General features: G+C 57.2%; 14 protein-coding genes and 1 riboswitch. Of the genes, 4 read left to right on the forward strand and 10 right to left on the reverse strand.

The features are described 5' to 3' along the window. Positions 1 to 116: 116 nt before the first annotated feature. The gene (locus CI603_RS00975; protein ID WP_121912679.1) at positions 117 to 1304 is read right to left on the reverse strand and encodes a pyridoxal phosphate-dependent aminotransferase; all 1188 of its coding nucleotides are present in this window, start codon (positions 1302 to 1304) and stop codon (positions 117 to 119) included. 48 nt (positions 1305 to 1352) lie between these two features. Next, positions 1353 to 2123 carry a polyphosphate--glucose phosphotransferase gene (gene ppgK / locus CI603_RS00980; protein ID WP_121912680.1) on the reverse strand — a complete coding sequence of 257 codons (771 nt, stop codon included), beginning with the start codon at positions 2121 to 2123 and terminating at the stop codon, positions 1353 to 1355. A 173-nt stretch (positions 2124 to 2296) separates the two neighbouring features. Between ppgK and CI603_RS00985 the strand changes: the two genes are divergently transcribed. After that, positions 2297 to 3076 (forward strand): nitroreductase family protein, encoded by a 780-nt coding sequence (locus CI603_RS00985; protein WP_121912681.1) that lies wholly within the window; start codon positions 2297 to 2299, stop codon positions 3074 to 3076. Positions 3077 to 3128: 52 nt separating this feature from the next. Further along, positions 3129 to 3902 carry a histidine phosphatase family protein gene (locus CI603_RS00990; RefSeq protein ID WP_121912682.1) on the forward strand — a complete coding sequence of 258 codons (774 nt, stop codon included), beginning with the start codon at positions 3129 to 3131 and terminating at the stop codon, positions 3900 to 3902. Between the two features lie 13 nt (positions 3903 to 3915). On the opposite strand, the gene CI603_RS00995 is transcribed toward CI603_RS00990, so the two are convergent. The 7 genes from CI603_RS00995 to CI603_RS01025 all read right to left on the reverse strand — a co-directional run bounded on the left by CI603_RS00995 (position 3916) and on the right by CI603_RS01025 (position 11470). Next, positions 3916 to 4950 (reverse strand): glycosyltransferase, encoded by a 1035-nt coding sequence (locus CI603_RS00995; RefSeq protein ID WP_046323098.1) that lies wholly within the window; start codon positions 4948 to 4950, stop codon positions 3916 to 3918. Positions 4951 to 5002: 52 nt separating this feature from the next. Next, positions 5003 to 6919, reverse strand: a complete 1917-nt coding sequence (locus tag CI603_RS01000; RefSeq protein ID WP_183122182.1) for an FtsX-like permease family protein — start codon at positions 6917 to 6919, stop codon at positions 5003 to 5005. Between the two features lie 140 nt (positions 6920 to 7059). Next, positions 7060 to 7797, reverse strand: coding sequence for an ABC transporter ATP-binding protein (locus CI603_RS01005; RefSeq protein WP_052733345.1), 738 nt, complete (start codon positions 7795 to 7797; stop codon positions 7060 to 7062). Next, entirely contained in the window at positions 7790 to 8923 is a 1134-nt protein-coding gene (locus tag CI603_RS01010; protein ID WP_147438255.1) for a hypothetical protein, read from the reverse strand. Before CI603_RS01010 ends, CI603_RS01005 begins: the two co-directional genes overlap by 8 nt. A 154-nt stretch (positions 8924 to 9077) precedes the next feature. Next, positions 9078 to 9935 carry an ABC transporter ATP-binding protein gene (locus CI603_RS01015; RefSeq protein ID WP_259465439.1) on the reverse strand — a complete coding sequence of 286 codons (858 nt, stop codon included), beginning with the start codon at positions 9933 to 9935 and terminating at the stop codon, positions 9078 to 9080. A gap of 34 nt (positions 9936 to 9969) precedes the next feature. Then, on the reverse strand, positions 9970 to 10833 hold the full coding sequence (locus tag CI603_RS01020) for a hypothetical protein (protein ID WP_121912686.1): 864 nt from the start codon (positions 10831 to 10833) through the stop codon (positions 9970 to 9972). Next, the gene (locus CI603_RS01025; RefSeq protein ID WP_180335432.1) at positions 10820 to 11470 is read right to left on the reverse strand and encodes an RNA polymerase sigma factor; all 651 of its coding nucleotides are present in this window, start codon (positions 11468 to 11470) and stop codon (positions 10820 to 10822) included. The genes CI603_RS01020 and CI603_RS01025 overlap by 14 nt, the downstream gene beginning before the upstream one ends. Before the next feature lie 165 nt (positions 11471 to 11635). Further along, positions 11636 to 11770: riboswitch (FMN riboswitch) on the forward strand. 5 nt (positions 11771 to 11775) lie between these two features. On the opposite strand from CI603_RS01025, the gene CI603_RS01030 reads away from it, so the two are divergent. Together CI603_RS01030 and CI603_RS01035 are read left to right on the forward strand one after the other, a co-directional pair. Next, positions 11776 to 12381: an ECF transporter S component gene (locus tag CI603_RS01030; RefSeq protein WP_081709191.1), complete on the forward strand. Its 606-nt coding sequence runs from the start codon at positions 11776 to 11778 to the stop codon at positions 12379 to 12381. 33 nt (positions 12382 to 12414) lie between these two features. Beyond that, positions 12415 to 14847 (forward strand): energy-coupling factor transporter ATPase, encoded by a 2433-nt coding sequence (locus CI603_RS01035; RefSeq protein ID WP_121912695.1) that lies wholly within the window; start codon positions 12415 to 12417, stop codon positions 14845 to 14847. Positions 14848 to 15016: 169 nt separating this feature from the next. On the opposite strand, the gene CI603_RS01040 is transcribed toward CI603_RS01035, so the two are convergent. Next, positions 15017 to 15454: Gfo/Idh/MocA family oxidoreductase (locus CI603_RS01040; protein WP_220702241.1), on the reverse strand; the 438-nt coding region annotated here is incomplete at its 5' end.

Raw genomic sequence — 15454 nt, forward strand, 5'->3', positions numbered from 1 at the left:
TCCTTCGTGTGCAGCCTTGCAATCAGTGGCTCATCATTGAGCCGTGCCAATCTCCCCCTTCCATAACCGACAATTGTTCAGAACTTATTATCGGAGTGAACAGGGCGTTACGTGGGCTATAAACACATTATTTTCCCGATAGCTGAGACGACTGAGTTCACATTTCGGCGGAATTCCAAGGATTCTGGAAGGAGCGACAGGGCCAGATATCCGTTGCCTGGCATGTCGAAAAAATATCCGGGCTGGCCAGTCAACCCGTAGGACCCAATTAGCCGAAGAATCAGTTCCTCCTCGTCGATGACCTGAGGAAAACGCAACAGAACGTTCCAGCCTCCCTCAGGCCTGAGCAGGGAGACGCAGGACTCCTTTTGGTTCAATGCCTGTCTAAGGATTTCGAGATTGCCCCTGACTCGTTCCCCCACTCGGCTGGTCTGGCTGGGAATATCCGATAGCATGGCCTCCATGTCCCTGGTGATAAGAAGACTCATGGGCAAGTAATCGTCGGCTATCATGTCAAGATGGCGTTTGGCCTCGGCAACCTGGTCGGCTGGCCCGGAAACCTGAATCCAGCCCACCTTGGCATGGGGAGCTGCCAGGCTCTTCGAGAACCCGTCCAGGGCGAAGGTCAACATCCTATCCTCCCCAGCCAGTCGTGCGCGGCCCGGCAGAGGATCCAAGGGATAGTCAAAAAAGACCTCATCAGCAATGATGGCCACCCCATGCCGCTGGCAGAGTTCCAGCAGCGACTGGCGTTCTTCTGGATGAATGTAGGACCCCGTGGGATTGTTGGGGTTGATAAGGACCAGGGCACGGATACGGTCGCCCTCAGGCCCCTCCAGGGCCTGCCTGACCGTGGCCAGGTCAAGGACCCAGGACCCGTCGTAGGCCAGGCGGTATGGAATTGTTCGGACACATTCCAGACCAGCGATGGATTCGATCAGGGGATATCCGGGCCGGGGCTCCAGAATGGCATCACCCGGGTCACAGAGGAGCTTCATCAGCCAGGAATAGGCCTGAGATGTGGAAGAGAGCAGGTAGAGGTTATCAGGATCAACCGCAATACCACGATCCTTGCCGTACAAACTCTGACGCCTGGTCAGAAACTCAGCCAGAGCCTGCCGAGCCTTACGAGGCCCCCTCGGTTCGGCCTCGTAGACCTGAGGCAGAAATGCCGGGGCCAGTCCGAAACGGGTGGGATTGGAATCATTCAGCCTGCCCAACTTGAGACCATGGGCTCGTGCTTCTGACTCGGCCAGAGCTATGCGATTGGGGCGGTCAGACCCGGTGCGGTGAGAAAAATGCATGATTTTTCAGCTCCTCATCCGATCCAGCAGCCGCCTAAACGCCCTGCTTCACCCCAGGTGCTTTTGCCGAAGGTCAGCCAGATAGGCGGCTCCCACAATGCCGGCCTGGTTGCGCAGCTTGGCAGCCACAATAGGAGTCTTGATGTCGATGTGGGGCAGGAACTTCTCGCTCATCCTGCTGACTCCGCCACCGACAACGAAGAAGTCAGGGTTGAAGTAGTGCTCAAGCAAGCGGTAGTACTTGGTCAGACGATTGGCCCACTTCTTATAGCTCAGCTTTTTGCGGTCACGCACCGATGATGCTGCGTACTTCTCTGCGTCCTTGCCGTCCAGCGTCAGATGGCCCAGCTCGCTGTTGGGAATCAGAACGCCGTTATAAATCAGCGCCGTGCCGATGCCAGTGCCCAGTGTGGTGGCGATGACCAGACCCTTCTGGCCCTTGGCAGCCCCGTACTGCACCTCGGCAAGCCCGGCCGCATCCGCGTCGTTGACAACGCTGACGGGTCTACCGCAGGCCTTGGAAAGAACCTCTTGGACATTAGTACCGACCCAGGCCTGGTCCAGGTTGGCCATGAAATCCAGCGGCTTGTCAGGCTTGACAGGGGCCGGGAAGGCGATGCCCACAGGCACATCCGACGGAACTTCAAAACGGTCCAATAGCTCCTTTACAACAGCCCCCACAGCCTCTGGCGTGGAATGTTCCGGAGTCAGAATTTTTTTGCGAGGCTCTGCAAAATCGCCGATCGTCAAGTCAACAGGGGCAGCCTTAATGCCGGATCCACCAATATCCACTCCGAAAGCCTGCGCTGTATCAATCATTGCTGCTCCTTAGCTGATCAAAGATGAGGGTCCGAACCGGCACGGTAGCGATTGTACCCCAAGCCATGCCTCTGCAACCCGTAGGAGCGGCATGGGCCGGACCAGGGTCAGGCTGTTCCGCTGGCCTTGTGCCACAAACTGCAGGAAGAAGAATTGAGTGGAATAATAAGGTTATGACCGAACACACACAGCTCATTGATGCAGTCAACGTACGCATCACCACCAGAGAATACGATCCTAAGCCTATCGATCCCGACCTCGCCAGGCAGCTCGACAGCACCTTGAACGCTCTGAATACGCTCAGCGGTCTGGACATGCAACTGGTCCTAGGCAAACCGGACGCCTTCGCTGCCGACAATGCCTCCGGCCACCTGGCCAATGCGGCCAACTACCTTGCCCTGGTCGGACGCAAGGATGATCAGGAGAGCCTGGAAAAAGCCGGCTTTTATGGCGAGCGCATGGTTCTTGCCGCCACACTGTACGGACTGGGGACAGGATGGGTGTCAGGCAGCTGGGACCGTCAGGCAGCCGAGCGCCATTGCCGGATCACTCCTAGCCAATCGCTCTATCTTGTGGTCACCATCGGCTATCCGGCTGACCAGGTCGGCTACGGCAACCAGGACTTCGACAAGCTTTGTCAACGTCAGAGCGAGCATCGAACCTCCAAGAGCTATGAGGAGCTGACTTCTTCCATGAGCGCGCAGGACCGCCAGGAGGCTCCGGAATGGTTCAAGGCCGGCGTGGCTGCCGCCGCCAAGGCGCCTTCGGCCATGAACGGACAGCCCGTGGTTTTTGCCTGGGACAAGAACACGGGCGATGCAATCGCCACTCTGGACCCCTCAGTCGCCTACGGCTCCGCAGTGGATCTGGGCATAGCCAAAATGAATTTCCAGATCGGATCCGGCGGCGGCACATGGACCTGGGGCGATGGAGGCCGTTTCATCAGGTCCTGACCGGGGCTGTATCCCAGTGCCCCGGCAAGGGGACCGTGTAGGGTGATGAACTATGAACAATGGAGCATCATCATCCCAGTCCATCACCGAACCGAGCACTGAAGCAGGTTCGACAACCCTTTACCTGACCCGTCACGGAAGAACGACGGCCAATGTCATGCATCTGATGCAGGGCTGGTCAGATTTCCCTCTGACCAGGCAAGGTCGCGAGGATGTGCGCCAGTTCGGTCGGGGCCTGCGGTCCATTCGTTTCCGGGCAGCCTGGAGCGGCAATCTGAGCCGCCAGTATGAAACGGCCCGCCTGGCCCTTGATATGTCCGGCAATGGAGACCTGCGCGTGGGCGTGGATCCTGACCTGCGCGAGGACAATTTCGGAAGTTTCGAGGGCCGGGACGAGCGCACTACTCTGGACCAAGTCTGCGCAGCCATGGGGTTCGAGAACTTCGCTGCGGCCAAGGCAACCTATGGCAGGAACATCGCCGTCCATATGCAGGACACCTTCCACCGGCTGGATGCCCAGGACATCCTGTCCGCCGGTCTGGAGGAACAGGATCGGGCTGAGACCACGGCCCAGGTCCGCAGCAGAATGATTGCGGTGCTGACGCGCATCGCCCAGTCTGCCATCGAAGAGGGCGGCGGGCCTGTCCTGGTGGTCTCCTCCGGCATGTGCCTGCAACAGTTCCTGACAGCCATCGACGACCACTGCACCATCCCTGACATGGACAACACCGCGGTCACCAAGGTCGTCTACCAGGACGACGGTTTTCACCTAGTAGGACCTATCTGTTCCATGGAGTACTTCCAGGCAGGAAGCCAAGAAAAGTAGCAGCCGAATTTATTCAAGCTCGCTGTGTTCCCCCGGCTGGTCGGTCCTTGAGGGGCTCCATGGGCCTCCAGTCAGGATCATGCAATATCTGGCGCGAATCCACCCATCCCTTCAGGATGGCAGGAATACCGGTCATAATGTGACTGCGATCAACAGCCAGAAGGCGAATGACTTCCTTAAGAGCTGTTGCCAGGGTTCCTAGGGCGAAGGCCAGGGGCCGATAGTCCCCATGAACCATGAAATACCTGGCCATAAAGCCCCGGTTGCGCATGATGTGGTAACGATTCATATCCGATGTGGAATTGAGCTGGCGCACACCAGCGATGTTCCAATTGGCGATGTTGCGAGTCCGACGCATGACTACATCGGAGACGACCACAGGCTGTGTGACCTTGGATGCCAAATACCCATAGATGGTGTCATCCCAGTAGATGAAGAAGCGCGGATCAGGCAGACCGATTTGCTCCACAACCTGCCGGGAGAAGAATCCTCCTTCAAAGCACATGGTGTTCATGGGACGACAGCCCGATGGGCCGAACTCCCCTGGTGCTATCGGGTCTGGAATGCCCAAGGCGGTAAGAAAATGATACTGCCAATAGAAGGGGCCGCCATCATAATCCAGCCGGGAACCCTGCACCACCTGATAGCGTTCACTCCACTTAGCCAGCAGGTCAAGTCCTTCGGGCTCTACTGCAACGTCATCATCCATGACCCAAAACCATTTGGCACCAAGCTCGTATGCCTTGCGCACACCGGCGGAGAAGCCTCCCGCGCCGCCGCCATTGTGGTCCTGTGGCAGATAAACAACACGATCCTGATTGCCGGATCCGTCGATGATGGTCCTGCCCCAACGTCCTGTCACACGTTCTGAGAACTGCTCGACCATGGTTCGCGTGTCTGCCGAATTCTCGTTATCCACCACCACGATCCGCCAGGGGGCCTGGGTGAGCCGGAGGATGGAGTCGAACAGGCCTGTCAGCAATTCCTGACGCTTATAGGTTACGACGACCATAGCCGCCTTATTCAAGGTCTTTCCCATGCTCTCCATTGTGACACCGCCCCGCAACTTTGCTTACTGAAGCAAAATCCTCCTAGTAGGTTCAGCCTTCTTCCATCTTCCTGGATCGCAGGCTACACACCCAGGATGTGAACACCGCCACCAGCAGCAGAACCACAGTCACCAGAAGGAACCGGCCGACGGGCACAGGGGTCAGAGCCATAGACATGCCAGCCTGGACAAAACTCAAGGCAATACAGCCCTCGACAATGGCGATCCCCAGCAGCGCCATCACTGCACCGCCCGCCACATCGGTCAGTGTCTCTATCATTCCCGACCAGGCTATTGACCTCCAGGCCACCCCGATCTGATTGAGCCGCTGGTTCTGCCACTTGCGCTCCCATGCCGAAATGGCGATGGACTGCATCATGAAAATTAGGGCAAGAATGGTCCCGCCGACGATCATGACCTTCATGGCCGTCTGCCCGGACAAGCCTCGTTGAATGAAGTCATCTATATACTCCTGCCTGGTCTGCACCGCGAAATCGCCCTGGAGGCCACTCTTCAGACGGGAGGTAATCCCGTGCGCATCAGTCGGATTGACAGCCGATATGGGAATGATCGTATGTGCGTCTTCACCCAATTGAGGCAGGTCACCCTCCGCCGTCAGAAGCAGAGGATAGTTATTGCCTGCAGATAGTTCTGGAATGCCCTCAGGCGACTGAACAAGGGCAACGACCCGCACCTCATGCGATTGATCATGGCGATCAAGAAGACGAACGGTGTCGCCTATGGAATAGGAGGAATCCTGATTCACAGCGACGCGGTCTGAACCGAGATCAGACGAATTCCCTTGGACAAAGGAGAAATGAATGCTCGGCGAACTCTGAACTTTCTGACCCTGCAGTTGCTCGGCAGGTTCCCATACCACCGTTGCCGTCTGGCCCGCTGATCCTTCCATAGCCCATTGCTGAGTCTGGTAGGTAACAAAGTCTCGAACCTCAGGCATCCCACCGATCAGATCGGATGGGTTGCGGTTTTGGGCATCCGAATCAAGGGAAGTAGCCATAACATCGGCCTTCAGCGGATATAGGCTCAGAACCGCCCCTCCGATGGAGCCAGCCTGCATGGCTGCCACAAGGGAAATGACGATGGTCAGGATCATCATGGCGGGGAGGGCTATAGCGGTTGAGCCTGCGCTCTCCTTTCGAGCACGCTGCAGGGCCAGAAGACCTGGCCCCCCGGCCACCTTCGCCGGAATCAGACCAATGACCGATACAGTCAGGACAACCAGGATCGGAGCCGCCAAGTAGACCGTAGTAATGACAAGAATGACCTCGAGCATAATACGCAGGTCCTGGGTCATAGAAGGCAATGGGGCGAACCCGACCACCAAGGTCAGGATCAGGAAGACCAGGGCTACCGAAGAACGAATCCATCCGATCCGCTTGGTTTTGTCACTGGTCTCCGTCATGAGCTGGAGCGGAGCTGCCCCGCCCACCTTGCGCATAGCCATCCATACTCCCAACAGGCAGGCGACCATCATCATGATGAAGGTGACAACTGCAATGGAAGGTCGAATCCGCGGTGTGAAAACCATGCCACTGTCGCTGAACTCGGCAGAGCGCGCGTAAAACCGTCCAACAGGTATGGTCAGGAGAGATCCGACCAGGCAGCCAATGAGATTCGAGAGGGCCAGGGGGATCGAGAATTCCAAGATACCTATGATCAGGATCCTCCTGCGCGAGGCTCCGTTCAACCGCATCATTGCATACTCGCGTCGGCGTTCCTGAATCAGAAAAGCGACCGACGAGAGGACCAAAAAGACCGACACCAGCAGGCAGCAAGCCAGCGCCGGAATAGTGACCATGGAGAGATTTGAATAAGGTACCTTGGCTTGGAGACGCTGGTAGGTGTTCAACCTATTCAGATCGCCGATATTGTCAAAGGACTTTCCCGCTTGGTAGACCTGCATGGTCGAAGAGGTCAGCAGGGATGCCAGGAAGGTGGATAGACCCATGACCGCGTACGATGCTCGATGCTTCCTGATCAGGGACAAGACCAAGGAGAACAGGGTCGGTCGACTGATCGAGGAGAATGCATGCAGGGAATCCCGTCCGGGAACTTCTCCTCTTCCTGCTTGGCCTTTACCCGCATGCATCATCGTCCTACCCCCTGGCCGACCTGAGTCATGCTGGTCAGGTGAGTGGACAGCTGCTCGGCCGTATATCCTTGGCATATCGAATGCACTGTGCCGTCCACCAAGAAGACCGTGCGCTGTGCCCAGGCCGCCACATTGGGGTCATGGGTCACCATGAGCACGGTCCGTCCGCTCTCCACCAAGGTCGAAAAGGCATCCAGAACCATTTCCGAGCTGCGCGTATCCAGTGCCCCGGTGGGCTCGTCCGCGAAAATCATATCTGGCTGGGCGACCAGCGCTCTGGCAATGGCCACACGTTGCCTTTGACCGCCAGATATGTCAGACGGATATTGCTGCGCATACCCATCTAGACCCAAAATCTTCAAGGCCTGCAGCGATTGGGCGACACCAACTTTGGGACCGCCGAAGAGCTGGGGCAGCATGACGTTCTGCAAGCAGGTGAAGGCCTCGACCAGGTTGTAATCCTGAAAAACGAAACCGATATGGTCGCGGCGCATCCTGGTTAGGGCGGACTCCTTCATCCTGGCTATGTTCTGGCCGGCTATCTCGACCGATCCCTGCTGTACTGGCAAGAGCCCTGAGGCGCAATAAAGCAAGGTGGTTTTCCCCGCTCCGGAAGGACCCATAACTGCAGTCCAAGATCCTGTCGAGCATTCCAGGCCGACTTGGTCTATTCCAGCTTCACCAGCCTTGTAATGGAAGGATACCCCCTCCATTTTCAGTGGCAGTTCATTCATTGATCTTCCTTTCATTCAGATCGCCTAGGCAACAAAGCTTTCTGGCCGACCACCAGCAAAGACAAAGGGTCAAAACCAGCAGTCCCAGGATTAGGTAGAGCTCAATGCCGGGCAATGGCACAATCCGAGTCACCACACTGCCAATACAGCATGGATCCACGAGAAGCCAGGCGACAAAGACATGAACGGCCAGCAACACCACCGGGACTGCAAGCAAGACCAAGCGTGTGTAGGTCCTGCAGTGCATGGAAATCCAGAGAACCAAGAGAAAAACAAGAAAGGCGGACCCCAGGCAGAGCAATACGAACACAGCCAGATACTCCCCCAAGGACCAGGTGAACCAAGGCAATGCATGTCCATCAAAAACCGAAAGATCCTGCAAACCCGCGATCTTGGGCACCCACATCAGGAATGATCCCGCTGCCACCATGAGCATCATCAGCAGGCCCGCACAGACAATGGCGAACACCTGCAGCCCAGGCAAGAAGCGTCCGGTCCTTGTCGTCAACTGCGTCTGCCGGACCCCATGGACCTGGTCTTTAACAAGGCGTGGGGCCACGACAACCAAGGCTGCCAGAAGCGGGACCAGATAGACTGAAAGTCTGAAGTTGCTCTGAGTGTAGTCCAGTAATTCAGGAGCGGCCAGGCCCATACCCGCCCCGCACTGTCCACTTAAGATGTCAAGCCGCTTCGTCACCGATTCAGGCAGTTCGATGCCATTACTACCGCCCTTACGCAACTGTTTCTCGGCTCTTGCGGTCAGGGCTTCCCGGTTGCATCCACGATAGGCATCCATGACATCATGGCAATGAACAAGCCGACGATAGCTAGGCAAGGCATTGATGCGGCCGGTCAGTTTGCCCCGGTCTGTATTCAGTACTGAAGGATTTGTCCAGCGCGAGCTCTCGACCGAATCGACCAGGTCCCTGGCCGACTGATAATTCTTGACGCCCAGTTGAACAGCCTGAGGACCAAGTGCCATCAGATCTTTGGATACCACCGGTTCAAGTCTGTCAGCCTCACGCTTGAATCCAGTAATGGTGGACTGACTGACATACGGTCCGTAGCTAGCTAGGTCATGATGGGCTTCGTCAGTGGGAATTTGGTCATACATAGCTAGATTCATACAGAAAACGAATCCAAGAGACAGACTGAGCACCACCCAAAAAGAGGTACCCAGAAGGTGCCGCATCTCGTTCCTGATCACCATCCATCTCATTGAAGACATCCCTGGCAAGAAATAAGATCGCGAGCCTGATTCGGCGGGGTATGCTGCATCGCTACTCCTCGTCCCCGTAGATCACCAGGAAGGCATCCTCCAAGTTGGCAGGAACAGCCTGGCCCTGGGACGGCGGCTCAGGTGAGTAAATTCTGAGCCGGGTCGCATCCCCATCCAGCTCGTCCTCAAGGAGCAGCTGCCCCTGCCCTAAGCGATAATCCGCAGGAACCAGGAATATTTTGCCTTCCAGCCAGCGGCTTATCTGCCTTGGGGACTGGTTGCAGCAGATCTGCCCATCCTTGAGCATGATGACCCGGTCGGCGATGGTCTCCAGGTCAGAGACGATATGAGTGGACAGGATAACGATCCGGTCGCGCGAAAGAGCATGGACCAGGTTGCGGAAGCGGACACGTTCCCGTGGATCCAAACCAGCGGTCGGCTCGTCCAAAATCATCAGTTCCGGGTCGTTGATCATGGCCTGTGCCAGCCCCACGCGCTGAATCATGCCCCCAGAGAGCGTCTTCATCTTCTGCTTACCCTGGTCTTTAAGCCCCACGGTCTTCAGGAGATCTTTCGCCAGGGGCTTGGCCCGTTTCCGGCCGATCCCCTGAAGGGCTGCTATGTACATCAAAAAATCTTCAGCGCTGTAGTCTGGGTAATAGCCGAATTTTTGGGGCAGATACCCCAAGAGGCCGCGATAGTCCTCGTCCATAACCATGATGTCCTGCCCGTTCCAAGTGATGTTTCCCGAATCCGGGCGGATCAGGGTGGCGATCATTTGGATCAGCGTGGTCTTGCCTGCTCCGTTAGGCGCGAGAAGCCCATGGACGCCGGTTCCAATGGAGATGCTCAGATCGTTGATAACCCGCTTGTTCCTGAAGCTCTTTGACACATGGTCCAAGTGCAGCACGAAACTCACCGTCCTTTCACACTAAACATGTAAGATTCCGCCCTCATGCCGTCGCCAGTCTTTTCATATGCCATGCTCGCTTTGACAGAGGTGACCCTACGCAGCGTCCATGCAGAACAAGCAGGAAGATCGTCAGAAGAACAAGGCCCGTCGCTAGGCTCAGCGCCGGCGGAATGGAGACAAGGATGGGGGCGGTGGCGAATCGAGTCAGATAAAGAATCATACCGAGCACGATCCAGAGTCCCAGAACCAGATAGATGGACAGTTCTCCATGCATATGCTCCTCCACCCAGATCTGTGCCAGGGAAAAGAGAAAGAGGGAGGAGAAGCTGATACCCAGAAGGGTCATGGTGGACAGCCCCGGATTGGTCGTCCGCGCCAGCAAGACCGTAGCCAAGGATGAAATCATCATGCTGACCATGCCGAACAGAAGCATCCTGACTGCGGCTATCTGACGGAATGACCACCTGCAGGTTCTGATCAGATTCAGGGTATTCAGGTTCCGTTCCTTGAGCACGACCAAAAGGTGCACCACCAGAAAAAGAGCAGGCGAGCAGACGAATATGGGGACAACCAGACCGAAGGTTCTATCGACTCTGCTAGGCCAAGCAGTCTTCATGAAGGAGCCAAAGACGGTCGCCCAAACCGCCGCCGTCAGAATCAGGCCGATAAAGACGCAGTCCCAGAGGCCAAAGAGCAGGTTTCTCAGGCCTAGGGAACGGACCATGGCTACAAGGGTCCAGATCAGCCCAGGACGTCTTCCCATCCCTTTGCGTACAATTGTTTTTATGGATCGCTCGCGCATCCTGGAACTGCCGATCTGTGATTCAGCAAAATCATCGCGCTCAAGGTCGCTACCCTGAAGAGCCGCCAGAATGGGACGGATATCAGGTTCAGACCGATTCATGACCAAACTCCTTCCTCAAATTGTCCAAAAGTCGGTAATACCGAGCCTTGACCGTGTTTTCAGGCTCTCCGCAGGCCTCGGCAATCTGCGCGAACCCATAGCCGGCATACAGATGGAGACGCAAAACTTCCTGCGCCGGGACCGGAGCCTGTGAGATCTTGTCTTCAATCCGACCAACTAGGTCGTCCTTGAAGGTCTGGTCGGCGGGGTCGTCATGTTGATCGTGGCCGGATGCCACAAATACTTGCGCCTCCTGCCGCTGCCGCCTGCGGCGGATCCGCCAGTAATCAATAACCTTGTAGGTTGCGATGCGGTGGATCCAGGTACGGAAGCTGGACTTGTGCGGATCGTAGCTGCCCAAAGACCGCAGAATGGCAACAAAGGCATCCTGGGCAAGGTTCAGCGACTCCTCCTTATCGCCTACTTGAGCTCGGATGTAGGCCAGGATGTCGTCGTAGTACTTGCGAACTAGGTCATCGGCTGCGCGAAAGGATCTAGTTGACAGTATGTTTCTGATCCATTCCAGGTCCTCTGCCTGGGATTGGCCACCATCAGCGTCTCCGTCACTGGTTTGTCTGACCAAGGCCGGATGTATAGCTTCATCCGCAGGCAGCAGATGGTCACCCATCCTCGCCATGCTCCAGCCTCCTTGCAGCATTGTGAACTTTCGACAACCTCATATTCGTTGTGCAGGCTGCAATAGTTGCATGGAAGGCGGTTTTATTTCCTTCCTGGCGTGTCTAGAAATGCACTATCAGTGAGAAAGAATTGACCATTCCAAGGACCGCAGCTATATTGAAATCGTCAGTTTCAGGGAAGGTGAAAGTCCTTACTGGCGGTATCCGGCTGAATGCCGGGAGCCCGCGACCCGCGCAAGCGGTGGATATCGGTTCAAGTCCGAAGCCAACGGTTACAGTCCGGATGGAAGAAACGAGGCCCTCTATGAGCATGCCCAATTCTCATTCACACACCACTGCAAACAAGGACACGCGCTTCAACGATGTCCACTCCACAGGTGCAGGCGGTTCAGGACGCTGGTCGACCAAACGGATTGCGGTCTACGCACTCTTCGTAGCCTTGGCCATGGTTCTGAGCTTCTTCTCATTCCCGATCTTTCCTGCCGCTCCCTGGCTCAAATACGACCCCTCTGGCATCGTCGTCCTGGTATGCGGCTTCGCCTTCGGCCCTGCTGCTGCAGCAATCATCTCCATTCTGGGATTCGTCCCGCACCTGTTCACCAACCCCTTCGGTGCTCTGATCTCGATGATCGTGGCTCTGGCGCTCAGCGTGCCGGCAGCCCTAGTCTACCGCAAGATGCACAGCCGTAAGGGAGCGGTCATCGGGATTGTCTCCGGCGCCATTCTGGGTGTGATTGCAGCTATCCTGTGCAACGTAGTGATCACCCCCTTCTACGCGCACATGTCCATGGCCAAGGTCGTCGCCATGATCGTGCCGATCCTTCTACCCTTCAACCTGATGAAGTTCGCCATCCACGGCGTGGTTACCTTCCTGATCTACAAGCCCATCTCCACGCTGATCAACAAGTAGGCCACGGCGGTTCGGAGTGTCATGGCAGCATCCATGACCCAATCCGCAATCCCGGATTCAGCGGATTCGAAGGCGACGGTCGCCCGACTGGACCAGGTCTCCTTCTCCTATGACGGAGGCCGGACCTGGGCCTTGGACCATCTGTCCATGGAAGTTCATGCAGGCGAGCATCTGTGCATCCTGGGAGCGAATGGTTCCGGCAAATCCACGCTGGGAAACATACTTTCGGGTGCGACAGCACCTGACCATGGCCAAGTTGAGCTTATGGGCCGTACAGTCTGCTTTGATAACCCGGATCAGGGCCGACAGATCGACGCTGAGGCCTATCGGCAGGCACGGCGGAGCATCGGCATGGTCTTTCAGAACCCCGAAGACCAGATCGTAACCACCGTCGTCCAGGACGACGTGGCTTTCGGACCCGAGAATCTGGGCCTGCCCCGCCAAAAAATGCTCTCATGCGTGCCAGCGGCCCTGAAGCAGGTGGATCTGCAGGCGCGGATGAATGATGATCCCACCCGCATGTCTGGCGGACAGCAGCAACGACTGGCCCTGGCCGGCAGCCTGGCCATGAATCCAGGCATGATGGTGCTGGACGAACCTGGCGCCATGCTCGATGCAGCCGGCCGGCAGGAGATTCAATCAATCCTTTGTCAGCTGACAGCCCAGGGCACGGCCGTCGTCCACATCACCCACCTGCTCGAGCAGGCCAGGCAGGCTGATCGAGTCCTCGTGCTTGACCATGGGTGCATCGTGGCATGCGGAAGTCCGAGCCAGATTCTGAACAGACAGGATCTGCCTGCCCTTGTTGGCGAGCCTGACCCAATTCCGCTGACCCAAAGCGGGGCGTCAAATACGGGTCCCAAGACCACGGTCGGCAACCACGCTATTCCCATGGTCAAGTTGTCGGATGTCTCTTACAGTTTCCCGGATGCCGAAGGCAAAGCCCTTAGCCATGTGAATCTGGAGCTTGCGGCAGGACAGACCCTAGCCATTATCGGGCGCAACGGATCCGGCAAGTCCACCCTGGCCAGGCTGATCTGTGCCCTGGCCGCTCCCGACAGCGGATCCATACGGGTGGCCGGCCTGCCCTTGGCCGGACCCGATCGGCCCAAGGCCAAGCATCTGCGACGCCAGAATCTGAAGCTTCTGCGCCAAAGGGTCGGCTATGTCATGCAATACCCCGAGCATCAGCTTTTTGCGGATACCGTTTCCCAGGACATCGCCTATGGTCCACACAACCTGGGCTATGGGCCTGAGCAGGTACAGCTTCGGGTGGATGATGCCATGAAGCTTCTGGGAATCGGTGATCTGGCCGACCGCTCCCCCTTCGACCTCTCGGGGGGTCAGCGGCGCCTGGTGGCCATCGCCGGAGTCGTGGCCTGCAGCCCGCAACTGCTGATTTTGGACGAGGCCACCGCCAGTCTCGACCCCCAGGCCTGCGCACGCATCATGACACTGCTTCGAGTGCTCCATAAGCGTGGGGTCACCATCATCATGAGCACTCACACAGATCAGGAGGCCCTGGACCTGGCCGACCAGACCCTGCTCCTGGAGCATGGAGAAACGCTAGCCTATGGGCCCACTGCCGAAGTCGTGGAGCGCTACCATCAGCTGCTCGCCACAGATGCAGCGGAGAAGGAGGCTGCTGGCAAAGAAACTTCAGGCGGGAAAGCGGATCGCACCCAAGCCGACCAGAAACCCTTATCCTTGCTGGCGAGGCTGGACCCGCGAGCCAAACTGGTGACCTTCCTCCTAGCCATGTTCACCGCCTTCGCCATTTCCACGCCGGCGCAGCTTGTTCTGGCGCTGGTGGTCACTGTAGGGCTCTTTGCCGCCGCCCGGGCACCACTGCATTCCATTATGAAATCAGTCAAGGGCTTTCTGGTTCTCATGCTTCTGCTGGCCCTGTTCAATCTCTTGGTCACTCAGACCGGCCGCAGACTGGCTGCCTGGGGTCCATTCGTGCTGACCACCGGCGGCATTTGGGTGGCTGTACTCTATGCCTGCCGCTTCATGCTGATCATTTTTCTGGGGGCGCTCCTGGTGGAGACCACCACCCCGACACAGATGACCGATGCTTGTGAATCCCTGCTGAGCCCACTGTCCAGACTGGGCATCCACACCAATGAGATCGCCCTGGTCCTCTCACTTGCCCTGCGCTTCATCCCCACACTGGGACGTGAGGTTCAGGCCATCGTGGAAGCCCAGGCCGCCCGTGGTGGATCCATCGAGTCCGGCTCGCTCTCGCAACGCCTGCATGCTGCCATAGCCATCACGGTTCCTGTCTTCGCCGGAGCTCTGCGCCATGCCGATAACCTGAGCCGGGCCTTGGATGCCAGATGCTATGAGGGCAGCCGTCAAGAGCGCACCCACTACCGCCTGCTGCGATTGGGCAGGATGGACTTCTTCTTTATCGCTCTCATGGCCGTCTATCTGCTGGCCCTGCTGCTGCATCCCCTGTTCTGAGCAGTCCGGCCTCGTGAGCAGAAGCACATGCCATGGTTCCTGACTCTGCCAACCGGACAAATTATGCCACCGAACAGGTTGGGTCCCCGCTGATCAGCCATCCATGCGATCAGCGGGGACCCAACCTGTTATCAGTAGGCCCAAAGGCCAAGTATTGATTGCATCTACCCTATTCCTGTATGATCCTCCTGTCCTGGCTGGAAAGCATGGCCTGATCCAGGAGTTCCAGAACATGGACACTCTCAGCCAGGGGAACCGGGTTGTCAGCCTTGCCTCGGAGGAAGTCACGCCAACCTTCGTAGAATGCCGGCTGCCAGCCCCGAACGGCCGGGAGTATATGCTCCTCACCCTCTCTGTCGATATAACAGGCAGTGGGGTCGGACATGACACCAAAGTGCGGATCATCAATCCGCATACCTGCCTTGAGCTGGTCCTCCTCAGGGTCCTGATCGTTGATCTGCAAGGATCCCAGTGTTCCCTGAATAGTCAGTCGGGGTTGCCGGGTGGATTGCACCAGGCCACCGACAATATGTGAGATTATGCCCTGCTGATGGGTGGCAGCGATGAAGAAATCATCAGGCACAACTGCATCCTCTCTCTGGGTGGA

Source organism: Bifidobacterium sp. wkB338, from assembly GCF_003688325.1.
GTDB lineage: Bacteria > Actinomycetota > Actinomycetes > Actinomycetales > Bifidobacteriaceae > Bombiscardovia > Bombiscardovia polysaccharolytica.